The organism is Acinetobacter sp. CAU_H_S139_7 (genome assembly GCF_058599305.1).
The window spans coordinates 1550112-1574478 of sequence record NZ_CM178651.1 but is presented as its reverse complement, the minus strand read 5'-3'; the positions used below and the strand labels follow the sequence as shown (position 1 = coordinate 1574478).

Here is a 24367-nt window from a genome sequence, read left to right as displayed (position 1 = left end):
TTAAGCCAATGATGATAATGTTGAGGATATATGCAGAGGTGCAACATTTAATTGTTGAATGAGATGATCAGCAATAAACTCAGCATCTTTAGCAACATCCATAAAACGTCCTGAACCCCATGTGTTTAACCAAGGTAAACCAATAAAGCTTACTTCAGGGTCAACGGTAATACCGCGATCATGTTTTGGATATCCATTTGTCTGGAATATGTCTAAATCAATCCAAGAATAGTCTGGTCTAAATCCGATACACCAAATGATCGAAGTGATGTTCTCTTCAACTAAATCAATATGGGTAATTTCCTGTTCTGGCTGCCAAAGTGGCTGATATACAGATGCTGGCTCTTCAGTCACAATATTATTTTTCTCTATATAGTCATCAATAGAGGCATTAATACGATTGTAAGTTGCATCTGCCATGTCTAAGTTCTGGATTAAATCTGGACGGAAGACAAACTGACCTTCCTTATAGTCCTCAAATCGTCCAAGCAATCGCATACCTTCTAATGCAAATTTACGTAGATCAATATCACGACCACCATCTCGCCCAGTCACATAATGATTAGTGCTGTTACGAACCTCTTCACTATATCGGTGATCTTTGACAGTTGTTTCGTAATAACCCATTTCATAAAGCCACTTCACTACGTCTTTACCACGATAAAAACGCGCACAGCGTGGTGCATCTCCCGTAGAAAGATAGACCTTTTTACCTGCCAAATGTAGATCTTCTGCAATTTGGGCACCTGATTGTCCTGAACCGACAACCAAAACATTACCTTCAGGTAACTGTTCCACATTAAAATATTGTTCTGAATGCATTACCAACACTTGTTCAGGTACTTGATCACTTAGTTTTGGATAAATTGGGGTGTGATACCCACCAGCCGCTACAACTAATTGTTTAGCAGTAGTTGTGCCTAAACTGGTTTCAATTTCAAAGTGTTGAGGTGCAATTTTTGCAACATGGTTAACCTGAACATTTAATAAAACTGGTGGATTCAATTTTTCAATGAAGTCGTCGAGATACTCAACAATTTCATTTTTTTTCATAAATCCGTCAGGATCATTACCGTTATATGGATGCTCTGGAAGCAAACATTGCCAATTGGGGGTAACCAAAGTGAAATTATCCCACCGTTTACTACGCCAGCTATGGGTCAACTCTGATTCTTTTTCTAGAATCACATGATCAATCCCTGCTTTTTTTAAATAATGACTGATACATAACCCTGCCTGACCACCACCAACAATCACGACGTCATAATTTGGTTGTAAATCTTGAATTTGCATATTAAGCATCTTTTTCCCCTTATTCATTGTGCATTTCAGTAATTTCAATTTGGTCTTCGTCTTTTAAGGCGAATAAGTTAGCTTGGCGCTTAATCGTGGATAGGCTGTCCATGGCTGAACTACATGCAAAGCCATAACGTACTCGTACTCGTTCTGATGCAGCAGATAACCCATCTTCAGCCAACGTTAAAAACTGTATTGCTGGATATGAATGTCCTTTAGATAGATATTCATAAATCACCGTGGATGGAGAGTAATATTGAATCAGCTCACCATTTGGCCATTTCACGGTAAAATTTACACTTGGCATAATGTTGGCTCCTGTTGCTGTACATGTAGGGAAAAATGGGAAAATGGAGCTTGTGCAAGGACTTTTTGATAATTCAGCCCAGTAAAAGCCTGTTTTTGAAAATCCCAAAAAATCTGTTGCTCATTCTGCTGCTGAATCTGTACCTTGCCAGAATTTGTGACCTCACCAATCACCGCACAATCAATATCTTGTGAAGCAAATAATTCAATGATGTCCTCACATTGTTTGCTATCGGCAGTCAGTAAGAAGCCATAACTTGGGAAAATTTGAAGCCATTTCAACCAATCTGTATGTTGCGGTTTCGGAATCTTATCTAGCCAAAGATTCGCTCCTGATCCCGTTGCCTCAAGTAGCATTAACAAACTGCCTAAGATTCCTGCATTACTGATGTCGCGTGCCGCATACGCGAGATGCTGTTCTGCAATTTCGGGCAATACTTCCAACTGTGTTCTTAAAACCGCAGCAGGAACATGTTCAAAACATTTCCAATAGGTGGTTTGATCATGGAATTTGCCCTGCATATTCAGCGCAATTAAGATTTTCTGCCCCGCTTGAACATGAAAGACCGAGAGCAAATGATTCGCCAATCCTTGTATGGCAACGGAGAGCGTAGGTTGAAAATCTGTATGAATATTGGTGTGTCCACCCACAAGCTTTACGCCATAGGCATCACAAGCTGCTTGCATACCAGCGAATAACTGTTGACCACTTTGTGTATCGGTATGCCAATAACTATTCACCACAGTTAAAGCTCGCCCACCCATTGCAGCAATGTCGCTCACATTTGCCATCACCGCAGACCATCCTGCAAAATAAGGGTGCTTAGCCACAAAACTTGGTAGCATTCCTTCGCAAGCATGCAATAAATATTGTTCACCGAATTGCATCGCAGCAGCATCATCCGCAGGTAATGCATATAAATCTTGTAGAGTGTGAATGTTCAGATTCAACTGCGATTTAATCGCATGAATATCTTGCTTAGACTGCATTGCTGGCGTGATTTGCAGTTGTGGTAGTAGTTCTGAAAGTCTCATCAGCAGACCTCCCTATAGCTATAAGCTTGCATCACCACATGTTGTAATGGGTAATTTTCAACTTGAGCCTGCATGAGCACATGCGGAAGATTTGCAACATTCAGCTCATGTACAGTGTCCCAACACAACTTTTGAAAATAACGTTCGTTCTGTTGCTGAACCGTCGCAAGGAATGTGGTACAGCCTAAATTTTTGGCAGTGGATACGGCTGCATTAATCAACGCTTTACCAATTGCATGTTGATGACGGTATACAGGATCAACACACAAACGCCCGCCCCACCATGTCTGTTCAGCTTCAGGGAAAATACGAACAGCACCAATGACACGATCATGTTCCCCAAATATTTGTCCAATCGCCACAATCGCTAGAGCTTTGAAATCATGTTCATCACGATCTTCTTTTAAAATTTTCTGCTCATCACGGAACGTTGCTTCACGCAATTGAAAATATTGGCGACGCTCCCAATCTTCTGCTACAACTTTGATAATGATGTCATCCGTGACAAATTGCTTCAGCTCTTCATTGAGCTCAATCAACCATGCATAGTTAGATAATTTCATCATCAACTCCTTATTCATAAGCTCTGAGTGAAGAACAAGCCCCACATTTTGCACAACCTGCCTGCGTATCCTGTGAATTCAAACCATACTGGCGAAGCTGCGTGCCAATTTGGGGATAAAGCATTTGCATAAATGCTGAATCAGGTTTGGGGTGATGCTCTAAAGCCGTTCCCTGTATCGGCACAAAAGGAACTACAAAGGGATAAACCCCTATTTTTGCTAGACGTTTCGTCATGCTGATAATTTCTTGTTCGGTATCTCCTAAACCAGCCAAGATATAAGTACTGACTTGCCCTCGTCCAAAGACTTTCACTGCTGCTTCAAAAGCAGAAAAATAGAACGCAAGTGATACTTCTGCCTTACCTGGCATAATTTGCTTGCGTACCCGATCACTTACGGCTTCTAGATGCATCCCGATGGATACCGCTCCTGCATCTTTTAATTTTCGAAACCAAGCAAAATCATCAGGCGGTTCACACTGCACTTGAATCGGTAAATCAACTTTCGCATTAATCGCAACAACTGAATCATATAAAATGGCTGCACCGCGATCAGGCGTATTCGGTGTTCCTGTGGTCAGCACCATCTGAGTCACCCCATCCAGTTCTACGGCTGCCTTCGCCACTTCAGCCAATTGGTCGGGGCGCTTGCGAACAATGGAGCGCCCATCTTTTAAAGACTGATCAATCGAACAAAACTGACATGCCGTTGCTTTATCATTCATGCGAATACAATGTTGCAACACCGTTGTTGCCAACACATCATGGCTATGCAGCGTGGCAATCTGTTCATACGGAATGCCCTCTGCTGTGCTTAAATCATAAAATCGTGGTCGCGTTGGCGTAGTGAGCGTTGCAACAGGCATGCGGTTTTTAAAGACAATCACCTCACCTGTTGCAGCATCTTTTTTACCCGTATAAGGAGAATCCTGTGAGGCAAGGTTTAACACCGGGATCATGAGCGTCTGACCACTCAAGGTCATGGCTTTATGATCGCTTGGACCAGCGCCACCTTTGCGAGAAAGTCCAACCTCACCTTCCCATTTCAACCCGTTACATTGCAAATCACTGAGTAATTCAATCGCAGACATGATCTTCTCCTGTTATTTTGTAAACGGGGTGTCTATGCTTGTACTTCGGCAAATTCAGAAACTTTTTCGATGCTGTTATTCGATGGATTCTCTAGCTTTAACTCATGCAAAACTGAGGTAGGACGACGATCAATCAATAAACTAAGTAATTCTGGACGACTATAATGCCCAACAGAATCCATCATCCGTTTACGTTTTTCGATTAAGGCAAAATCTAAATCGGCAATCACATAGCCTTCGCCTTGTGTGATCGGTTCAGACAAAAATTTACCTTCTGGAGAAACAATGGCCGTAAAACATCCCCCAGAAATTGGACCCAGTTCACAACCAGTGTCTTGCATAATTTGTTGTTGTTGCTCTGGATCAAGCCATGCTGTGGCATTCACCACAAAACAGCCCGACTCTAAAGCGTGGTGCTGAATGGTGGCACTGATCTGATCTGCAAAAATCTGCCCCACGAGTGAACCCGGAAACATCGCTGCATGAATTTGCTCACCATCCGCCATCAAAGCAAACCGAGCCAAAGGGTTATAATGCTCCCAGCATGCCAGTGACCCAATACGCCCGACAGCAGAATCAATCGCACGCAACCCACTGCCATCGCCTTGTCCCCACACCATACGTTCATGATACGTTGGGGTAATCTTACGACGATGCTGAATAATCGAACCATCCGCATCAAACAACAATTGAGCGTTATAAATCGTGCCGCCTGCACGCTCATTAATACCAATAGAAACCACCATGTTCGCTTCTTTGCATGCCTCTCCAATCAAAGTTGTTGCTGCCGATGGCACGACAACCGATTCATGCAATAGCTTTAAATGTTCTTTACCCATAGCAAACGGTGGTTGCACAAAAGAAAAATAAGGGTAATAAGGCACAACAGTTTCAGGAAATACGGCAAATTGCACACCTTGCTGCCCCAACTCCAAAATCGTGTCACAGATTTTCTTGACTGTACCCGCTTGGCTATACAACACAGGGCTACATTGAACTGCCGCCGCTTTAATAATTTGGCTCATGACTTATTCCCCTTTTTTCTTAAAGACTTAAACGGTCCACGTATCAATAATTAATGCATTGTCACGACGCATCAAAAGTTTGAGATCCATCACATCAAGAGGATTAATCGGACGAATTCCCTCCATTAAAGCTTTTTCAGTCTGTCCATAAAGTGCTTGCAAGGCGAAACGACATGCATAGACTTCACCGCCTTCTGCCATAAAAGCTTTTAATTGATTATTGACCGCCAAATGTCCCGGGAATGCTTCTGCTCCCAATGTTGGAAAACCACGTTGTACCCCCAACTGAACACCTGGACCGTAGAGCAAAATTTTGGTTTCAAAACCTTTGCGTAATAATCGTTTTGCTTGTAAGACATTGACCAAGCCAATAGAACCTTCAAAGGCAACGGTGTGGAAAGTCACCAATGCTTTTTCACCCGGCTGAGCTTTTACATCCTCAAATACTTTTTCTTCATAATCGACAAGAAAATCACCATCTTTGTATTGTTCAATATCTACTTTAGGCATAGCCGTTCCTCATATCTACGGTTTCGATTCAACCAACTGTTTTGGTCTATACGTGTTATTGCGAGAGCCATGCCAACATGATTAAAATGCTGTTTTAAAATTCTTATATTCTTGAAAAATATATTTTTATTATTTATTCAATAGCGATTTATAAAAATAAGAATGTGTTGAATATCTACGATTTTTCGTAGTATTATGAAAGTTCATAGTTAAGATTACGATTTTTCATAGCATGAATAATATTGACTTTATTTCTGATTGGGCATCTTTTGAAGATTCGATTCGTCCACTTGCTTTTGAGCATACATCTCAAGCATTAATCGTGATCGACCCACATCAAAATCGCTTTATTGATTTTAATATTAGCGCGTCTCAATTATTACGCTATGAACGACATGAATTGATTGCAAAAACAGTCACTTCTGTTTTTGGACACATCAATCAATTGCCACATCTTATGGCGTTTACAGATGAAGCACTCAGTAAGGGTTATGCTTGGAATAATGAGCTATATGCTTTTGATAAAGAGGGTGAAAAAATACAATTGGATGTCACTGCCATTCGTCTGCCTTATAAAAATAAAAATTTACTTATTTGGTCATTGGTCGATGTCAAAGATCTAGAATTACGCCAACTTAATAAAGATGCAGACAAAGTCATCCGTGCAGGACTAAAAGAATGGCAAGCCTTACAGGAACTTTTTATTGACTCAGATACAGGCAAGCATCTACTTCTTAGCTCAGTTGGTGATGGAATCTATAGTATTAATAAGCAAGGATTATGTACCTTTATCAATCCTGTCGGCGCAAAAATGTTAGGTTTGGAGTCCGATGCTGTATTGGGTAAAAATATTCATAAAATCCACCATCATACCCATGAAACTGGAGAACATTACCCTGTAGAAGAATGTCCCATCTATGCTGCCGTACAAGATGGAATTGTTCATGAAGGCATCCAAGAAGTTTTCTGGCGACATGATGGCAGCTATTTTCCAGTTGAATTTACCAGTACGCCGATTATCCGTGACAGTGAAATCATTGGTGCTGTGGTGGTTTTCCGAGATATTACTGACCGTTTAAATACAGAAAAACAACTCACTCATGCACTTGAAGAATTACAAGATTTAAAAAGTCGCCTAGAGCAACAAAATGAATATCTACAAGAAGAAATTTTACAAGAAAATCAATATCATGAAATCGTGGGCAATAGCCCAGCCATCCTGCAAATCATTGAAAAAATTAAAGTGGTTGCACCCACTGATGCCAATGTCATGATCTATGGAGAATCAGGAACAGGCAAAGAGCTGATTGCACGCGCTATCCACCAGTCAAGTCACCGCAAACAGCATCCGCTCATTCGTGTGAACTGTGCGGCGATCCCCTCTGAATTATTTGAAAGTGAATTCTTCGGACATGTAAAAGGGGCTTTTACAGGTGCAGTTCGTGATCGAGCTGGACGCTTTGAACTTGCTGATCAAGGAACTTTATTTTTAGATGAGATTGGCGAAATTCCACTCGAATTACAAAGCAAGTTGCTCCGCGTATTGCAGGAAGGGACTTTTGAAAGAATTGGGGAAGAGAAAACACGACACGTTGATGTCAGGATTATTGCAGCCACCAATCGAAAATTAAAAGAAGAAGTGAAGCTTAAAAACTTCCGTGAAGACTTATATTTCCGTCTGAATGTTTTCCCGATCCATTCTCCTGCATTACGCGAGCGTAAACAGGACATTCCTTTACTGGTCTCGCACTTTACCAAGCTGATCAGTGAAAATCGTAAAGTGCCTTATTTACCTTTTTCACAAAAGCATATCCTCGAACTGCAACACTATGACTGGCCCGGTAATATTCGTGAATTACAGAATGTGTTGGAACGTGCATTAATCACTGCCAAACACGGTGCTGTTTCTTTCCAATATTTGCTCGAACAAGAACCCTCTCAAACCATACAGCACAATCAAGCCGTAGCAATCGAGCAAGTCCTGACAATACAACAGCTTAAACAGTTAGAAATGACAAACCTCCAACTTGCAATCAAACAATGTGAGGGTAAAATTTTTGGTGATGAAGGTGCAGCTAAGCAGTTAGGTATTAATCCAACGACACTGATTTCAAAATTAAAGAAATTAGGTATTAAATATTAATGGATATTCAATACCTTACCATCAAATGAATAATCACATTGGGATAAAGCCATGGAAATCAATAGAATTGGGGATATTTCAGCTTTTGTAGCTTCAGTCAAATATGGCAGTTATACTCATGCAGCGAAGCATTTAGGTTTATCACGATCTGCTATTGGCAAAAGTATTGGGTGGTGTTTCAAAAAGTATGCTGGCGTTAAACAAATCCGTTATTAAGGTAAAAGAAAGTCAAATCAAAGGCTTTAAAATGATTTTCGAGCTTTTTAGAAAAGTTGCAACTTCTCCTAAATCCACGCCTAATTCGATGACGAATTCTACAATTGTTACCTTCAATACCGACGGTAAAAAACTTACCGATCACTTGCTTGCAACATTGAAATGCTGTGATAAAACTATCCCAGTGATCACTCGTAATTCGAGCATATTGAACCCCAAGCTTTTTAAGTCTAGCTTTAAGACGTTGAACCGTTGCTAAATCCCGCTTACCCCAAACATAAGCAATAATTTCTCCAGATTCTCGATGGTAGGCATAAATAAGCCATTGTTTATTTTGCTTATTCCCTACAAAAGTCCAAAGTTCATCGACTTCAAGACATTCGTAGTGGCTTTGTTTAGGCTGAATCTGATAGATCGATTCACTTAAGGTTCGTAATACCTTGCCAATGCTGATACGCTCGACTTCAGCAATATCTCTTACACCGCTTCCTCTGACCATTAAATGTAATATCTTGCCGGTAATACCTGAGTTACACCCTTGATAGCTTAATGCATGATCACCAATAAACTGACGTTTGCAATCTTTGCACTGATGGTTTTGTTTCCCATCTACTTTGATGCCATTTCTCTTTATATTGTTACTTAGACAGGTAGGACATTTGATTTGTAGCGTTATTTTCATACCTCTATTTTATCAAAAGCCATATTGTTTTTTTCAGCATACTTTTTGAAACACCGCCAAAAGAAATTATACCTGTTTATAAGGACTCTTGACTTTCTTCAAGCACTCTCGGCATACACAAATTTCTTTTTGGTCATTGGTGTAATCAATCTCTCTAGCACCATGAAAGCCAAATATACACATTAATAATCTGATCATCTTATTTCTCCTTTAAGTACTTAAAAGCTATATATCTTAGGCATCTATATTTATATGAATCCATGTAAGACAGCATTTCGAACAACTTTATCGAAGTTTGAATGAAATGAATTTTCAGTAGTGTGACTCTTTAACAATAAACAGAAACTTGCTACCGCACCTATGCTCACCAAAGTTAAGAATTTCATCTTTAATTCCATCCATGTAGAACTTTTGATTCAAACATATCACTGTGATTTGTATTTATCTAACCGCCTTCTGATGAATTACTGTTCATAATGTAACCACATTATTATTTATGTAATTGAATTTGTTAAACAATGAAATAATTCCTATTAAATTACACTGATTTATTACAACTTATAAATTTAAAACTTTATGTGCCCATTTCAGAAATTTATCTTTATCGTTGAAATTAGGGACATTCAATAAATTGATATAGGAAACTTCACCAAAGTTTCCTGAGATTTTATTTGATTCAAGAATTGTAAAATCTTCTTCTCGTCCTACATGTACTTCCCGAAAAAACTCCGTAACTTTCCGATCAAGGTTTAGTGAGGTAAACGCCTCTCTTTCAACTAAAAAGTCATAGATCTGGCTAACCACATGTAGTTCAAATTTTCTATTCATTTTTTCCGTTCTCATAATTATTTTAACAATTGGTTCAATTTAAACTAATTTCTTTTACGGATAAAGACAATAAAAAACTTACTATCAGGGACAGTTAAATAGATTTTCGCTTAGTCTTTGCCAGTAAGATCTCTATACGTTGAGTAACTTCCAACAATTTAAGCTCAGCATCAAGCCAAAAATAATAGACGTCACCATGTATGACATACATTTGCTTAATGTAGTTTGCTGCTTTTGTCTTGTTTACTTTTTTAGCATTAAAACATGGTTTATCAAGCACTATTACCCTGCCGTCTAAATCACCACCGATACAAATATTCATTTCTATTCTTCTTGTTGTAAGTAATGATTAAAATATATCACAACAAAAAAGCGCAATTATTTGAACGCACTTTATCGACTAAGCATCTGATAAAAAATTAAAATTTATACCAATACGATTTAAGTTAAGCTGCTATTAGACTTCCTTCATAAATCATTTTTCAACCAATTTAATTGTTTATCTTTCACCCAATCTAAATTCTATATGCCAGCAAGTAAATTAAACCACAGGTTTAATCGTTTACGACGATTTCTATATACACAAGATAAAATCTTAAAACATTTCATCCTTCCAAATACAGGCTCTACTTGAATTCGTCTACGACCAATCTCTTTATTTAACTTTTTTAATTCAGAATCTAGTTTTTCAGTTTTCTTTGCTTTAGATGGCATGAGGCATCCAAAACCCAATTTCTTTATCTCTAAATACCCCTTATCAACGATAAAAAAAGGCTTAAATTTTAATTTCCTCATGCTTTTTTTAAATATTTTAAAATCATGCATGCTTCCATGACTTCCACATACACTCAGTATTTCACCTGTTGTATAGTGCATAGATAGCTGAAATTTAAACGTATGTCGCTTTTTTTTACCGCTATACCATTTCTTCTGTTTTTTTTGGACGTTGAACTAATATTTCAGTTGCATCAATCACAACAACTTCCCAATCCACTTCATCTCGATTAGGAAGTTGTTTTGGCAAGTTAAATTTTCCAGAACGGATTAAGGTATCTTCAATAACGCGTGTGATACGAATTGCACTCGTTTCAGATACACCGTAACTCATACCAAGATGGAAAAATGTTCGATATTCTCTCCAATATTCTATACATAAGAGCAAACGATCTTCCAACGGTAATTTATGCGGTCGTCCTTTACCAATATGACAAGGTAACTCCTTATTTAGCTCGGCCAACATGAGGTTAAATGTAGCCCAACTAACACCGGTAAGCCTACGAAACTTAACGTCTGATAATTTTTGAATATCTTTGAATTTCATCCAAGGATTATCCCTTGGATTAAATAATTTTGCTGATTAATTTAAGATCAAATAAATTGTACGTTTTTTGATTTATGACGGAAGTCTATTAAAAAAGCCCTACATTTCTGTAAGGCTTTCCCCTTGGTCTTTTGCGCCGAAACAAGGAATCGTTGTTTTTATTTACAACAAAATAATTAAATCATTAATCGAATAAAAAATGAAGAAAAAAAACCTGCAACTTGGGGAAGGTGCAGGTATAAACTGATATTAACTACCATGGAGAACTTAATATCAAATAATATACTTGGTTTATATTGAGATCTCATTCACATTTTTTATATCAAATTATCTAGTAACAAAAAAAGCCCATCAAATGATGAGCTTTTTACGGTAATTAAGTGAATTTCCATATGTACGTCCACTATAGAAGAAATATGCCATATACCTTGATCAAGGTCAAGTGAGCATATTCTCAATTTGCACTTATAGCTTTGCTTTAATACTATTCATCTAAGCACTTAAAATAATTGACCTAATGTCTGAACCTCAGTTTTCTCTTAGTGATTATCTATCCACAGTACAGGAAGTAATTCAAATTACTTTCAATGAGCCTGTATGGGTGAAAGCTGAGATCCGTAATCTAAATATTAAGGGCGGACATTACTATCTTGAGTTAGCTGAAAAGGATGAAAGTACCGACAAAGTTATAGCGAGTTGTAAAGGCACCATCTGGAAATTTATAGCTCAGAAAATGGTGCTTAAGTTTGAAAGAGAAAGCGGTGTAGAGCTTTCAAAGGATTTAAATGTCTTGGTAAAAGTCAGAGCCAAGTTTGATCCTCAGTATGGCTTTTCAGTGAATGTTGAAGATATTGATTCAAGCTATACGCTTGGAGACATTGCACGGCGCTATCAACAAATTTTAGAAAGACTTACCTCTGAAGGCCTTTTAAACAAGAACAAGCTCATCCCTACCCCTTTTGATATTCAGAATGTCCTGGTAATTGCTCCTGAAAATGCTGCAGGTCTAGGTGACTTCAAAAAAGATGCTGATGCTTTAGAAAAATCTGGTGTATGTCATTTCAAGTACTACTCAGCAACATTCCAAGGGAACACAGCTGCGCAAAGCATTATCACCTCTCTCAGTAATGGCCTCAGACAATGGGCTACCGATTTCAATACACCACCTGATCTCATTGTGATTATCCGCGGCGGTGGTGCTGTAAACGACCTTGCCTATTTAAATGATTATGAACTGGCAGCATTGTTGGCCAAACGAACTGTTCCAATTTGGGTCGGTATTGGTCACGAAAAAGATCGTACGATACTAGATGAAGTTGCAAACCGTTCATTTGACACACCTAGTAAGGTAATTGGTGGGATTCGTAATCTAATTGCTGATCGGACTCAGGATGTCTTAGATTCATTCCAAACCATTAAGCTATTATCCCAACATCAAATCACAGCGTACCAAAGCCAAAATGATCAATACATGAGGATGATTAAGACGCTTGCGCATGGGCAAATCAATGAAGCAAATAAGAGCGTAGATTTGATGAGAAGCACCCTACATTACTTAGCCCAGCAACAGATCAAACTGGCAACGAATCAAGTCGAATCACTGCTGCGTGAAACCTTAATTCAGAATCCAAGAAACGTGATGGCTAAAGGCTACGGAATTGTTCGTAATGAAGGAAAAGCTATTCGCTCTATTCAACAGATTTCAGGTGATAAAGTCCAAGTAGAATTACAGGATGGCACCATTCAAGCAAATGTAACGAAGGTAATTAGTAATGATTAAAAAAGAACTCTCTTTCAAGGAAGGCTATGAAGTCCTTAAAAAGAATGCGGAGCTATTGGAGTCGCAGGAAGAACCAGACATCGACAATTTAATGAAAATCGTTGAAGAGTCTATGGTTGCATACAAAGCCTGTAAAACACGTGTGGATGCAGTTCAACAGGCTTTGAATGAGACATTTAAGGAACAATAAGTTAATAATATCGGAAAATTTGATTTTACTTTTTTGGGGCTTTGTTGCACAAACATTCAAAAGCTAAACTTCTTCCAAGTTATCTAAATTTAAGTGGCAACTTGGGTGTGAGGTCGGCCTAAATCTGTAAATTTATTTAATACGGCCACACGTGCATGAATCTCATTGACTTGGCTTTGAAAGTTTCTCGCACGGAGTTTATCGCCTAATAATTTGATGCAATGCATCTTGGTTTCTATCAGACTTCTGCGATGATAGCCTGACCAATTTTTCCATATTGTTCTTCCTAAACGTTTAACTGTTCGAAGTAATTCATTTCGCTCTAGCGAGCTGGTCTTTGTATCTTTCCAAGGTTTCGCATTTTTTCTTGGCGGAATCACCGCATGTGCTTGTCGGTCTGCAATTACTTGACGGCATTGCTTGGTGTCATAAGCCCCATCAGTATAGACAGAGTCAATCTGCTCATCTTGTGGAATCTGATCGAGTAAATCACCAAGCACTTGTGAATCACTCACATTATTTGTAGTGAGTTGAATAGCGCGTATTTGAAGGGTTTCAGCATCTATACCAATATGAAGTTTACGCCATTGGCGACGATATTCAGGTTGGTGTTTCTTACGCTTCCATTCACCTTCGCCTAGAAACTTTAAGCCAGTAGAATCGACGAGTAGCTGGAGACCATTACTGCTTTTTTGATAGTTAATTGCAATATCAATATGCTTTTGTCTTCTGCAGATGGTGGAATAGTCTGGTGCTGTCCAATCTAATCTACAAAGATGAATGAGACTTTGCACAAAGCCAGTGACCATGCGTAAAGAAAGACGAAATAAGGATTTGATCATTAAACAGCATTGGATGGCTGTATCTGAATAAGTTTGATTTCGACCATTTTACCTTTGGGTTGAGCGTACCATTGCGTCTTGGGATCAAACCAAATTGAGAGATTTCCTCGATTTATTAATGCACTGTTATAAGAAGACCAATTGGTTGTACGATAGATTTTAGGTGTGGGCTTATTCATTTGAGAATTATATTGTGGAATAAGCCTTTAGAGATAGGTTTGTGCAACAAAGCCATTTCCAAGTAAAAGAAATTTGATGCTTTTGGGTGTCGATACTAGCCAGTTCGATCTTGAACTTAAGGATCATGTCTTTCCTTCTTATCACGCTCCAATCATCTTGAATGGCTCAGAACATTTGGAACTTGATATCGCAAAGTTTGGATTACTTCCGAGTTGGGCGAAAGAATTGAAATTTAGCAGCCACACTTATAATGCACGTACCGAGTCTGTAGCTGATAAGCCCAGCTTTCGACACGCATGGAAATACAGCAAGTTCTGCCTAGTCCCTGTGCAAGAGTTCTACGAACCCAAATACATCAATGGCAAGCCATACTGGTACACCATCAAGCGTAAAGATGATCAGCCTTTCACTGTTGCAGGGATCTATGATGATGTGGTGATTGATGGCAATAAGGTACGTTCCTTTTCAATGTTGACCATCAATTCGGATCATCACCCCTTCATGAAGCAATTCCATGCACCGAAGGATGAAAAACGCTCCATCATCGTTATTCCAGAGCAGTACAGAAAAGACTGGCTGACTGCAGATCATGAACACGCGCATGAATATTTTTTTCAAATGCCCGATGAATTCATCACTTTTCCACGCGATAAGCAGAAACAAAACGTCTTATTCTGACGCATCCTTGTTTATCCACAACTTTTTAAATTTGATTTTCAAACGTTGTTAGTAATATCCTATTTAGACAAATTCTACTTCCAAACACGCCTCGTAGCGTAGGAGTATCACATGTCTAAGAAGTTGCCTATCTACTTCTCTGACGACGCATGGTCATCTTTACAAGAGCTCATGGGTCCAGAGGGTAAGCCAAGCCCTACCATCAATACCGTGCTTGAACAAATCGCTGTTCAAAATGAACTGGTTGCGCAGTTAGGGCTTACTGCAGTTCTACCCAAATCCAAAGTCTCAATTCCCGTCTCTCTAGAGCGCATCCCTGCAGGTCCAGCCTTTAGTACCAAGGATGAGCAAGACAAAGCGCTCGATCTGAATGAGTTCCTGATTCACAACCCGATTTCTACGTTCATTGCTTATGTAGACAGTGAATCCATGCTTGATGCTGGCCTAGAGATTAATGATCCAATCATTATTGATCGCAGTATTGAAGCCAAGCATTACGATATTGTTATTGCCCTGATTGATAACAATGCCTCGACAATTAAGCGGCTGATGATCACCAATAAGATGTCAAAGTCCGAAACCAAAGAGATATTTGGCGATGAAGATTATCCGCTTCCAGAACTTTGGTTGAAGGCTGAAAATCCTAACTACAATCACATCATCCCTGATGACAGTCAGACCATCTCAATCTGGGGTGTGGTGACTTTTAATTTAAAACGTATTTATCACCGCTCATAAAAAGAAGAATAACCATGCAAAGTGAAAATGAAATATTCGCGTTAGTCGACGTGAATAATTGCTACGTCTCGTGTGAACGTGTGTTTAATCCTGCCTTGAATGATCGCCCTACTATTGTGCTCAGTAACAATGACGGCTGTGCCGTGGCCAGAAGTCAGGAAGCGAAAGATCTCGGCATCAAGATGGGTGTTCCTGTATTCCAAATTCAGGACCTGATCAAGCAACATGACATTCAGGTGCTATCAAGTAATTTCTCCTTATATGGCGAAATGTCCAAGCGCTTTATGGAGCTGCTTGGGGACTATGTTGCATCAGGAGACCAAGAGGTCTATTCCATTGATGAATGTTTCCTAAAGCTCACAGCTTATGAGCATCTATTTGACCTGACCGATTATGCGCAAGATATGAGAGTTAAAGCTTGGCGTTGGTTAGGACTACCCTGCTGCATTGGAATCGGCCGCTCAAAAACTGAAGCCAAGATTGCCAATCATCTCGCCAAAAAGAACAAGTTCTTCAATGGGGTCTGTAATCTGGCCCATATGGACCCGTGCTCTACAGAGATGCTACTCGCACAAGTGAATGTATCCGAAGTTTGGGGCGTTGGCAGGCAGAACTGCAAGAAGCTCAATGCCATGGGTATTCAATCTGTTCTAGATCTGATCAATGCCAATCCTAAAGAAATCAAAAAGCAGTTCAGTATCGTGATGGAAAAGACGGTGCTTGAGCTACAAGGCCTTTCTTGTATTGACCTGAGTGATGATGCGGTAGCGAAGAAGCAAATCATCAGCAGTCGTTCATATGGGAACCCAGTCTATGAAATGGATGACATCAAAGCATCTGTCCGGCTTTATGTTGCTCGAGCCGTAAAGCGAATGCGGGAAGATGGCTCAATCTGCAAAATGATTGGGGTCTATATCCAAACCAGTCGCTTTGATAAGTCCGAGCGCTACTCGCCATATATCGTGGTTCAGATGCATGAGCATACAGACGACTTATTACTCATCACCAAGGCAGCAATGAAGGGTATCGATAAGATATTTAAGAAGGGTTTTAAGTATAAAAAGGCGGGAATCGTGCTGCTCGAAATTACAGATAAATCCAAATTTGTACCCGATCTATTCACGGACTATTCACATAGGCATGAACGCGAAAAACTTTCAGATGCAATCGAAGCCATCAGTGAAAGGTTTGGGAAGAATCTCGTCACATTGGGAATTGCCAACAATCAAGAAGCCTCATGGCACATGAATCAAAAGCTTAGATCACCATCGTATTTAACCAAATGGTCAGACTTACCAAGAGTAGGATAAAAACATGCACTTATTTAAATTAACTGATGAACAACTCGCACAGCTTCTTATCCCGAAACGTTTTGTACCACCTACTCCAGTTGAACATGAAGGAAAGAACATGGTTTATGTTTTTGATAGCGAGGATAAGTTTGAACTGACTTATGCTGAACTGGTGGAGATCATTAGCAAAGCGAGAATGGCTGGACCGAAGTTGATACCTGTTTTAGGTACTGTGAATTAGATTCAGCAGTGGCCGCACGCCACTTGAATCATTATTTGATTGGAAGCGGATTTGGGCTGAGAATAATTTAGTTCAAATTTAATCTGACAGACACATTATAAAATGGGTAACTGTCATATCGAGTTTGGACTACAACACTTTAGCTCAGCGATTTACCAATTTACACTATTGTCTAAAATCCAGGGCGAATTCAAACATGAGGTGCGACAGTTTCAAAAGCCTTATGATAATCAACAAGCTGAGCAAACTTCTCTAATGGTGTAAGCCAATCTAACGCTTTTCTAGGACGAGTATTCAGTGACATGGCAACTTGATTTAAATAATGCTGATCATCCTGACCAACTGTGGGTAAGTGACTTTACGTATATTCAAACTCACTCAGGCTGGGTCTATACCGCCTTTATTATTGATGTGTTCTCACGAGCAATTGTTGGATGGAAAGTATCTACACGGATGAATACAGATATGGTGCTCGATGCACTTGAGCAAGCATTGCACGATCGAGGCATGCCAAAGAATGTGATTCATCATTCCGACAGAGGTGTGCAATATCTTTCTATTCGCTATACCAATCGTTTAGAAGCAGCAAATTTACGAGCATCAGTCGGTACGACTGGTGATTCATACGATAATGCTTTGGCTGAAACGGTGAATGGCTTATACAAAACAGAGGTGATTGAATATTTAAAAGCAGATTGGCAAGGTTTAGCGGATGTACAACTTGCGACACTAAACTGGGTAGATTGGTTCAATAAAAGCGTGTACACAGTGCACTGGGTTATGTATCGCCTTTTGAGTTTGAAGCAATGTACTATGATAAGATTAACCCGTTAGGTCAGGTGGCCTAACTTAAATAAAAAAGTCTCCGACAAACCCGGATAGAGGTGTTCAATATCTTTCTATTCGCTATACCAATCGTTTAGAAGCTGCAAATTTACGAGCATCAGTCGGTACAACTGGTGATTCATACGATAATGCTCTGGCTGAAACGGTGAATGGCTTATACAAAACAGAGGTGATTGAATATTTAAAAGCAGATTGGCAAGGTTTAGCAGATGTACAACTTGCGACACTAAACTGGGTAGATTGGTTCAATAAAAAGCGTGTACACAGTGCACTGGGTTATGTATCGCCTTTTGAGTTTGAAGCAATGTACTATGATAAGATTAACCCGTTAGGTCAGGTGGCCTAACTTAAATAAAAAAGTCTCCGACAAACCCGGTACGGTTCAAGGGGATATGCATAACGGTACTTGGATTGACCAAGGTAATAGAAGCTACATCGTCGAACTTGGCTTTCTTTGAGTTTGCGAGATAGTTCTTGATTTCAACTACACGAGATTCTGGAACACGCAAAACTTTTGTAGGTTCATCATAAAGAGCTTTACGTCCTGCCCCTTCTCTACTTCCACCATACTGGTTTACCATCTATGTCTCTCCCTGTATAAACTTGATATTGTAACAAAATCAAGTTTATTAATTAGAAGAAGCTAAGACAATGAAATTACGATAAATGGTTAGTCACTTTTATATTAGTATTTCTGCGAAATCAATCTCTAAAAATATAAGGGAAACTATTTCCCTTATATTTCAACCAATCGTGAGAATCAGGTTATCTTATATCCCTAGACCACATATCTTTTACTTAATCCCCATTCTGCCAATATCCGTCTATATGTCGTTGAAGATTTGTCTGCTGCAAAGTGCGCCTCCATTGAAACATCTAATGGAAGTTCTTCCGGTTTTTGACTCTCAACAATATCCTGATCCTCTGCAAAAATTTGTGCATTGAAGTCATATACAGCCTGTAGGTCACCCGTCGTATCAAAATTACGTGTCAACGGAACAAATAGCCTGGTTTGATTATGCGAAACAGGACAACAAGCATTCAAAATTTTTAAAATCCCATTGTTAGGAAAATAGACAGTAAGTGTTGCCGAGAATGGAGGATATACATCAAATTCTCGTTTCCATAAGAATTTCTCTGGCTCTAAATGTCTCAAACTATGAGGAAAGTTACTTACTGTAGAGATATAAATCGTTTTAAGTCCATAATCTGTTCTTTCAGTTTCATATTTTGGCACTACTGGATTATCACGATCAGCGAATGCCTTGTTATGCACCCAGGCAAAATGTGCCACATCGATAAAACCTTCAAGCTGACGACCACTAGAACCTGCTATATCAACAAATGGTGGGAGTATTGATTGATGTTCATCTGAATCCCAAGTTTCAAGAACTGGAAAATTAGCTTCACTTTCATCACGGCTAAATAAGCTGGTCCAAACTAGTCCATATTTCTCAACTACAGGGAATTTAGTTAAGGTGAACCGATCTGAAATTTGGGTAAGTTCTGGTTGAGCAGGGATTTTTACGCACTTACCTTGTGCGTTATAGTTGAGCCCATGATAGGGACAAACAATATTTTCACCTTCTACCCATCCTTTACTTAATGGCACTCCTCGATGTGGACAGATATCTCTTACCAGATGAATTTCTCCACTTTCAGTTTTATAAATAGCCATTTTGACATCAAGAAGCTGAACTTGCTGCGGTTGAGTCGTTACATCCTGGATTTGAACTACCGGATACCAATGCTGCGCTAGAATATTCCAGTCATTTGGGTCAAATTGACTACATTGTGGATGAGTGAATAAATTGAGAACTGGTATTGCATTCATTTTAGCGCTGCCCCTCTTATAAGTTATTGATTAATTCAAACTTCTTAGCATTGCTGCATCATGACTTTTTCTTTTCTATCTGTCTATTAAAGACTTTAGGAATGGTATTTCTAATTTTTAGAACACTTTTCTTATTATTATTCTTCTTATCTAAACTTAACGAATAACTAGCATTTTATAACTCATCACAATTCTTAATTGATGCTGAATTACTTGGACTCCTATTACTACTCTGACTTTATTTAGTGTTGCCTTTTTGGCAACGAGTTGAGCGAGATTCTCTGCTATGCACGGAATTAAATTGTCATTAAGTTGATAACAACAAAGTTCAAAGAGCCACAAAAATGTTGACATACACACCACCTTCTACGGCTAAAAGTATTCCAGTAATCGACTTAAGCGACAGTTTTTCCGATAACCTGGAAAACCGGAAATCTGTTGCGTGGGAAATCCATAAAGCATGCAGAACAACAGGTTTCTTCTATATTAAAAATCATGGTATCGCTTCTGAAGTTCTCCAAAAACAATTAGACATTGCAAAACAGTTTTTTGACCTTCCGATTGAAAAGAAACTAGAAGTTGATTTCAAAAACTCCAAATGCCTTCGTGGTTATGAACCAATGGCAGCTCAAACACTTGATGAAGGCTCTCCTCCTGACTTAAAAGAAGGGTTCATGTCAGGGAAAAATCTAGATTCAAGTCACCCATATGTCCAAAAAAGCTATCCACAACATGGGCAGAATCAGTGGCCTGAAGATCTTCCTGAAATGAAGACCCAGACCGAAACCTATATTCAACAGACTTTAAAACTGGGTAAGCATCTAGCTGGCCTATTGGCACTTTCTCTTGGGCTTGAAGAAAACTACTTCGAGGCAGGCTATGATGAAACTGTCATTATTACCCGTATGCTTCACTATCCTCCTCAATCTGAAAAAATTGTAAACAATCAGCTAGGGTGCGGTGCGCACACTGATTGGGGGTTACTGACGCTCTTATTGCAAGATGAAGTAGGTGGACTAGAAGTACGCAATAGTGAGGGTGAATGGATACGTGCACCTCACATACCAGATACTTTTATCGTAAACCTCGGTGATTTAGTCCAATTCATGACTAATGGACTCTACCTCTCAAATATGCACCGTGTTTTCAATAGTAAAGCAGGTGTCTCACGTTATTCGGTTCCAACCTTCTTTGACTTGGATTACGAATACAAAATCAAAACGCTGCAAAATTTAGGTGATCAATTTAAGGCTGAACCTAAAGAAATGACTGTAGGTGAGTACCTAGCCTATATGTATCAAAAAACTTACGCATCGAAAAAAGAAGCCGTTTAATTTATTCAACAGTTGGTATCAAAATTATGAAAAAAATGTTTCCTCTAGGTTGTGCTGGTTTAGGCATTCAAAACTCATCAAAAGAACGACCAGTAAGCCTGAATGAGCCTACTATTCTCGAACAGTTCGAAATGCTAAAAGCTGCGGAGGTCTTTGATTTTCTGGATCGTATCCCTCTTGAAGATAGTCAAATAGATGCTTACATCAAGGCAAGTCAGAAAACAAATATCCCTATTTATTCTGGTTGTGGCTTATATGTCATTGGCAAGGATGAGGAAGCATTCAAACAGGATATTAATCGTAGTGCCGCTGTAGGGGCCAAATTCCACAACATGATGATTTGGGCAAAACATGCAGATGGTCATTATGTAACGAACGAAGAAGTTGCTAAAACTTATATCGATTTCTACACCTACGCTCAAAGTAAAGGAATAACGGTTACCTTAGAGTGCCACGTTGATAACTGGTCTGAAGATTATCGTCGAGTAATTCCGGTGGCAGATCTTATAGAAAAAGAAGGTGTGCCGTTTGAGTTTGCAATGGATTACAGCCATTGTATTTTTAAAATTGAAAATGAAATTGAGCTTGCTGTATCACAAATGCGTGATGATCCTGAAGCTATCAGAAAGTTAGATCCTTTTAATAATGATAGTTTTGCAGATGATTGGCTGAATCGAAATTTAGTTACATGGGGGCAGATCCGTCCTGCAGTCCCGAATAATCCAGTTAACTGGTTAGCATTTGAAACAGGACCATATAATGGCTTAGGAACAAATCGTCCTGGCCGAGGAATTCAGTATCCATTTAATCAACCTACGGAAGGTGAATGGCATACAGACTTCTGGCATGCATATAAGCTTGCACCAACCAAAGAAGTCATTCGTAAAATCATTGATAGCTACTTGAACAATCCAAATTCTAAAGTTCAACTTATGACTGTTGATAATATCAATTTAGAGTCGTATGGTTTAAATTGGAAATACAACATGTTTGCCGACAGTTGCAGTGTTGCCCATTATATTCGTGAGATTTATGAGGAGCGACTGGCAATATTTATGGCAAAACAAAATTCAACTGATACTCTTCAAAGAGAATCAGCATGAATAACCTACTTAATTTAAAAAATATTTTCGTAAATGCCAGTCTTTTAGGACTTTTACTCATCAGTGGGGCCAATCCAGCATTGGCCGCTGATCAAGCGGCTTTTGTCTATGTCGCTCATAAAAACGATTATGGTTGGTCTTATTCACACGATATAGGTCGTCTGAAAGCAGAAAAGTCCTTACAGGGTAAATTTAAGACCTCTTATATCGAGAATATTCTAGATAATGCCGACTCTGAACGTACATTTCGGAGACTCGCACAACAAGGAAATAAGGTTATATTTGCTACTACCTTCGGGTATATGAATGCCATTGAAAAGGTAGCTAAACAGTTCCCGAACACCATTTTTATGCATGCGAACGGATATAAAACTGCAAAAAATGTGGGAGTCTATGATATCCGAACCTATGAAGGCTCTTACTTGCAAGGGGTATTGGCAGGCTATAAGACTAAAAGTAATGTTTGGGTGTTGTAGCACCATTCCCAATTCCTGAAGTCATTAGAGACATCAATGCCTATACACTTGGGGCTCAATCTGTAAATCCAAAAATTAAGACCAAGATAGTCTGGATTAACATTTGGTTTGATTCAGGAAAAGAGCATGAGGCTGCACTTGCATTAATATCGCAAAATGCTGATATATTATCACAAGTCACCAACTCACCCGCTGTAGTTAAAGCTGCTCAGGAAAAAGGGAAATTTGGCTTTGGCTGGAACTCAGATATGAGTAAGTTTGCTCCTAAAGGTCACCTAGCTGCATCAGTGTTATATTGGGAAAAAATCTATACTCCTGTTTTGCAGCAAGTGCATAACAAAATATGGAAGTCGGGATCGACATGGTATGGTGTCAAGGAAGGTGCCATCGATATAGCAGGTTTTGGTCCAATGGTCTCTAACAATGAAAAAATGAAGGTTTTGGCAGTCCGAGATAAAATTCGTAACGGTCAATATATTGTGTTTAGTGGACCACTTTACAAACAAGATGGAACATTACTTTTGGGAAAAGGTAAACATCTCTCAAATACGCAATTGATGAGTATGAATTATTTCGTTAAAGGCGTGGATGCTGCTTATCCAAAATAAACAAAGCTAAGCCTTTATTGAGGGATTTCGATAAGGGCTTAGCTTTTTAGTTGTACTTTTCAGGTTATGTTTATTGTCCAGCTTCGCCTCTTTGTAGGATTTCATCTGTAATAAGCCTGGAGAGAGCGTCTGTTGCTGTAGAAAGATAATGACCTTTACGTGCATACAGACCTAAATCACAGTAGATACCATTGTTATCATTAAGCGGAATATAGCGAAGGCGATTATTAATTATTTCATTTTCCAACCCAAAGAATGTCTGAAAACCAATTCCCTTATTCCTGAGTATTAACTGTTTCATTAATTCCAAAGAACTCGTTTGCATTTTAAAATTTGGAATAGCATGTTGTGCACCCGCAAATAATGGCGCCAACTGTTGATAAATAGACAAATTAGGTTTTGGCATAATCACATCATAGTCGAGGCACTGATGGAATGACACCGTCTTTTGAGAAGCCAGCGGATGGTCAGTCGATACAATTGCACCTAATTTAAAATGGGATATTGCTATTTGGTGCAAATCATTATGCTTTGGCAAGGCAAAAGCCAAGCCTAGATCCACCCGATTTTCAATGATTTCATTAGGGATATCTTTTGAGCCTAAAATTGTAACCCCTACAGTTATATTAGGATATTTGACCTGGAATTTTTCAATAATCTCTGGCAGGAAATTAATCGCTAGTGTTTCAACACTCGCAATTTCAACATGACCTTTATAAAGCCCTTTCAGTGCATCCAATTCATTCTGCAATCGCTTAGTATCTCTCAGTACTAAACTGATATGTCTTGAAAACAACTCACCTGCATGAGTAAGCACCATACCCGAAGGCACCCGATTGAATAATGGTGCTCCAATTTCATCTTCGAGTTTTAAAATTTGCCTGTTTACAGCAGAAGATACGACATTTAATTGTCTGGCTGCTTCCCTGATTGAACCGCACCGGCGTACAGCATCAAAATAATGAATTGCTGCTGAGTGAAAGCGAAGACCACGTGTACTCATTTTAACATCACATCCTATTCCAATTTTAAAGCCCCAATCCATTTATAAATTTGAATGAGCTATTGAAATAGAAGCAAAAAACTTGCCATTAAGTAGCAGCCATTTTTTGGACCTAAAGCATTATTTTCAGTGCATCCCGTTGCTTTTTCAGCATCATCACTCATTAAAAAAGTTTAAGCAATTGTTTTTATTTAATTAATTAAGAAT

Annotated in this window: 24 protein-coding genes and 6 pseudogenes; 13 read left to right on the top strand and 17 right to left on the bottom strand. The window is 39.0% G+C overall.

Going from position 1 to position 24367, the window contains the following annotated elements; translation table 11 throughout:
* The 7 genes from AC4MC0_RS07750 to AC4MC0_RS07720 are packed head-to-tail and all read right to left on the bottom strand — an operon-like array spanning position 1 to position 5825.
* A complete protein-coding gene (locus AC4MC0_RS07750) occupies positions 1-1302 on the bottom strand; it encodes an MSMEG_0569 family flavin-dependent oxidoreductase (RefSeq protein ID WP_005399572.1) in 1302 nt (433 codons plus the stop codon).
* A gap of 10 nt (positions 1303-1312) precedes the next feature.
* On the bottom strand, positions 1313-1603 hold the full coding sequence (locus AC4MC0_RS07745) for an MSMEG_0570 family nitrogen starvation response protein (RefSeq protein WP_004638769.1): 291 nt from the start codon (positions 1601-1603) through the stop codon (positions 1313-1315).
* On the bottom strand, positions 1591-2637 hold the full coding sequence (locus AC4MC0_RS07740) for a sll0787 family AIR synthase-like protein (protein WP_080543900.1): 1047 nt from the start codon (positions 2635-2637) through the stop codon (positions 1591-1593). Before AC4MC0_RS07740 ends, AC4MC0_RS07745 begins: the two co-directional genes overlap by 13 nt.
* Positions 2637-3200 (bottom strand): MSMEG_0567/Sll0786 family nitrogen starvation N-acetyltransferase, encoded by a 564-nt coding sequence (locus AC4MC0_RS07735; protein ID WP_039889651.1) that lies wholly within the window; start codon positions 3198-3200, stop codon positions 2637-2639. The genes AC4MC0_RS07740 and AC4MC0_RS07735 overlap by 1 nt, the downstream gene beginning before the upstream one ends.
* A 10-nt stretch (positions 3201-3210) precedes the next feature.
* Positions 3211-4290, bottom strand: a complete 1080-nt coding sequence (locus AC4MC0_RS07730; RefSeq protein WP_491887442.1) for an MSMEG_0568 family radical SAM protein — start codon at positions 4288-4290, stop codon at positions 3211-3213.
* A gap of 32 nt (positions 4291-4322) precedes the next feature.
* Positions 4323-5315, bottom strand: a complete 993-nt coding sequence (locus AC4MC0_RS07725) for a Nit6803 family nitrilase (protein WP_148826174.1) — start codon at positions 5313-5315, stop codon at positions 4323-4325.
* A gap of 27 nt (positions 5316-5342) precedes the next feature.
* Entirely contained in the window at positions 5343-5825 is a 483-nt protein-coding gene (locus AC4MC0_RS07720) for an MSMEG_0572/Sll0783 family nitrogen starvation response protein (protein ID WP_004638761.1), read from the bottom strand.
* 232 nt (positions 5826-6057) lie between these two features.
* Between AC4MC0_RS07720 and AC4MC0_RS07715 the strand changes: the two genes are divergently transcribed.
* Complete coding sequence (locus AC4MC0_RS07715; RefSeq protein WP_148826175.1) at positions 6058-7968, top strand: sigma 54-interacting transcriptional regulator; 1911 nt, start codon at positions 6058-6060, stop codon at positions 7966-7968.
* 51 nt (positions 7969-8019) lie between these two features.
* Positions 8020-8184, top strand: coding sequence for a helix-turn-helix domain-containing protein (locus tag AC4MC0_RS07710; protein ID WP_491887441.1), 165 nt, complete (start codon positions 8020-8022; stop codon positions 8182-8184).
* Here AC4MC0_RS07710 and AC4MC0_RS07705 read toward each other — a convergent pair.
* From AC4MC0_RS07705 to AC4MC0_RS07685, 5 genes and pseudogenes are all read right to left on the bottom strand, one after another.
* Positions 8165-8866: an IS1 family transposase gene (locus tag AC4MC0_RS07705; protein WP_491887440.1), complete on the bottom strand. Its 702-nt coding sequence runs from the start codon at positions 8864-8866 to the stop codon at positions 8165-8167. The two genes, AC4MC0_RS07710 and AC4MC0_RS07705, sit on opposite strands and share 20 nt — an antisense overlap.
* Before the next feature lie 558 nt (positions 8867-9424).
* Entirely contained in the window at positions 9425-9694 is a 270-nt protein-coding gene (locus AC4MC0_RS07700; protein WP_148826179.1) for a hypothetical protein, read from the bottom strand.
* Positions 9695-9788: 94 nt separating this feature from the next.
* Positions 9789-10016 carry a hypothetical protein gene (locus tag AC4MC0_RS07695; RefSeq protein WP_039889659.1) on the bottom strand — a complete coding sequence of 76 codons (228 nt, stop codon included), beginning with the start codon at positions 10014-10016 and terminating at the stop codon, positions 9789-9791.
* A gap of 200 nt (positions 10017-10216) precedes the next feature.
* Positions 10217-10573 (bottom strand): annotated as a pseudogene (locus AC4MC0_RS07690) (transposase family protein); the annotation flags it as partial.
* A 37-nt stretch (positions 10574-10610) separates the two neighbouring features.
* Positions 10611-11015 carry a transposase family protein gene (locus AC4MC0_RS07685; RefSeq protein ID WP_152872730.1) on the bottom strand — a complete coding sequence of 135 codons (405 nt, stop codon included), beginning with the start codon at positions 11013-11015 and terminating at the stop codon, positions 10611-10613.
* A 517-nt stretch (positions 11016-11532) separates the two neighbouring features.
* On the opposite strand from AC4MC0_RS07685, the gene xseA reads away from it, so the two are divergent.
* Together xseA and xseB are read left to right on the top strand one after the other, a co-directional pair.
* Positions 11533-12795: an exodeoxyribonuclease VII large subunit gene (xseA, locus tag AC4MC0_RS07680; protein ID WP_473340188.1), complete on the top strand. Its 1263-nt coding sequence runs from the start codon at positions 11533-11535 to the stop codon at positions 12793-12795.
* On the top strand, positions 12788-12985 hold the full coding sequence (gene xseB / locus AC4MC0_RS07675) for an exodeoxyribonuclease VII small subunit (RefSeq protein ID WP_473340186.1): 198 nt from the start codon (positions 12788-12790) through the stop codon (positions 12983-12985). The genes xseA and xseB overlap by 8 nt, the downstream gene beginning before the upstream one ends.
* 89 nt (positions 12986-13074) lie before the next feature.
* On the opposite strand, the pseudogene AC4MC0_RS07670 reads toward xseB, so the two are convergent.
* Positions 13075-14006: pseudogene (locus AC4MC0_RS07670) on the bottom strand (IS5-like element ISAha1 family transposase).
* Between the two features lie 76 nt (positions 14007-14082).
* Between AC4MC0_RS07670 and AC4MC0_RS07665 the strand changes: the two are divergent.
* From AC4MC0_RS07665 to AC4MC0_RS07650, 4 genes are all read left to right on the top strand, one after another.
* On the top strand, positions 14083-14685 hold the full coding sequence (locus AC4MC0_RS07665) for an SOS response-associated peptidase (RefSeq protein WP_148826180.1): 603 nt from the start codon (positions 14083-14085) through the stop codon (positions 14683-14685).
* Positions 14686-14796: 111 nt separating this feature from the next.
* Positions 14797-15423, top strand: a complete 627-nt coding sequence (locus tag AC4MC0_RS07660) for a LexA family protein (protein WP_004986501.1) — start codon at positions 14797-14799, stop codon at positions 15421-15423.
* 14 nt (positions 15424-15437) lie between these two features.
* The gene (locus tag AC4MC0_RS07655; protein WP_148826181.1) at positions 15438-16733 is read left to right on the top strand and encodes a Y-family DNA polymerase; all 1296 of its coding nucleotides are present in this window, start codon (positions 15438-15440) and stop codon (positions 16731-16733) included.
* Between the two features lie 4 nt (positions 16734-16737).
* Positions 16738-16956, top strand: coding sequence for a hypothetical protein (locus AC4MC0_RS07650; RefSeq protein ID WP_148826182.1), 219 nt, complete (start codon positions 16738-16740; stop codon positions 16954-16956).
* A 190-nt stretch (positions 16957-17146) separates the two neighbouring features.
* Here the strand turns inward: AC4MC0_RS07650 and AC4MC0_RS07645 are convergent.
* A pseudogene (locus tag AC4MC0_RS07645) lies at positions 17147-17299 on the bottom strand (IS30 family transposase); the annotation flags it as partial.
* Here AC4MC0_RS07645 and AC4MC0_RS07640 point away from each other — a divergent pair.
* A pseudogene (locus tag AC4MC0_RS07640) lies at positions 17278-17804 on the top strand (IS3-like element ISAba29 family transposase); the annotation flags it as partial. The pseudogenes AC4MC0_RS07645 and AC4MC0_RS07640 overlap by 22 nt on opposite strands.
* A gap of 29 nt (positions 17805-17833) precedes the next feature.
* Positions 17834-18148: pseudogene (locus AC4MC0_RS07635) on the top strand (integrase core domain-containing protein); the annotation flags it as partial.
* Between the two features lies 1 nt (position 18149).
* Here AC4MC0_RS07635 and AC4MC0_RS07630 read toward each other — a convergent pair.
* Together AC4MC0_RS07630 and AC4MC0_RS07625 are read right to left on the bottom strand one after the other, a co-directional pair.
* On the bottom strand, positions 18150-18383 hold the full coding sequence (locus AC4MC0_RS07630) for a hypothetical protein (protein ID WP_005265709.1): 234 nt from the start codon (positions 18381-18383) through the stop codon (positions 18150-18152).
* Between the two features lie 197 nt (positions 18384-18580).
* Positions 18581-19636, bottom strand: coding sequence for a Rieske 2Fe-2S domain-containing protein (locus tag AC4MC0_RS07625; protein WP_491887439.1), 1056 nt, complete (start codon positions 19634-19636; stop codon positions 18581-18583).
* 344 nt (positions 19637-19980) lie between these two features.
* Between AC4MC0_RS07625 and AC4MC0_RS07620 the strand changes: the two genes are divergently transcribed.
* The 3 genes and pseudogenes from AC4MC0_RS07620 (at position 19981) to AC4MC0_RS07610 (ending at position 23157) form a co-directional block, all read left to right on the top strand.
* Complete coding sequence (locus tag AC4MC0_RS07620; protein WP_005090782.1) at positions 19981-20970, top strand: isopenicillin N synthase family dioxygenase; 990 nt, start codon at positions 19981-19983, stop codon at positions 20968-20970.
* Positions 20971-20996: 26 nt separating this feature from the next.
* Positions 20997-22073, top strand: a complete 1077-nt coding sequence (locus tag AC4MC0_RS07615; protein WP_000738084.1) for an apurinic/apyrimidinic endonuclease family protein — start codon at positions 20997-20999, stop codon at positions 22071-22073.
* Positions 22070-23157: pseudogene (locus tag AC4MC0_RS07610) on the top strand (BMP family ABC transporter substrate-binding protein). The gene AC4MC0_RS07615 and the pseudogene AC4MC0_RS07610 overlap by 4 nt, the downstream one beginning before the upstream one ends.
* 70 nt (positions 23158-23227) lie before the next feature.
* On the opposite strand, the gene AC4MC0_RS07605 reads toward AC4MC0_RS07610, so the two are convergent.
* Positions 23228-24160: a LysR family transcriptional regulator gene (locus tag AC4MC0_RS07605; protein WP_473340160.1), complete on the bottom strand. Its 933-nt coding sequence runs from the start codon at positions 24158-24160 to the stop codon at positions 23228-23230.
* Positions 24161-24367 lie beyond the last annotated feature (207 nt).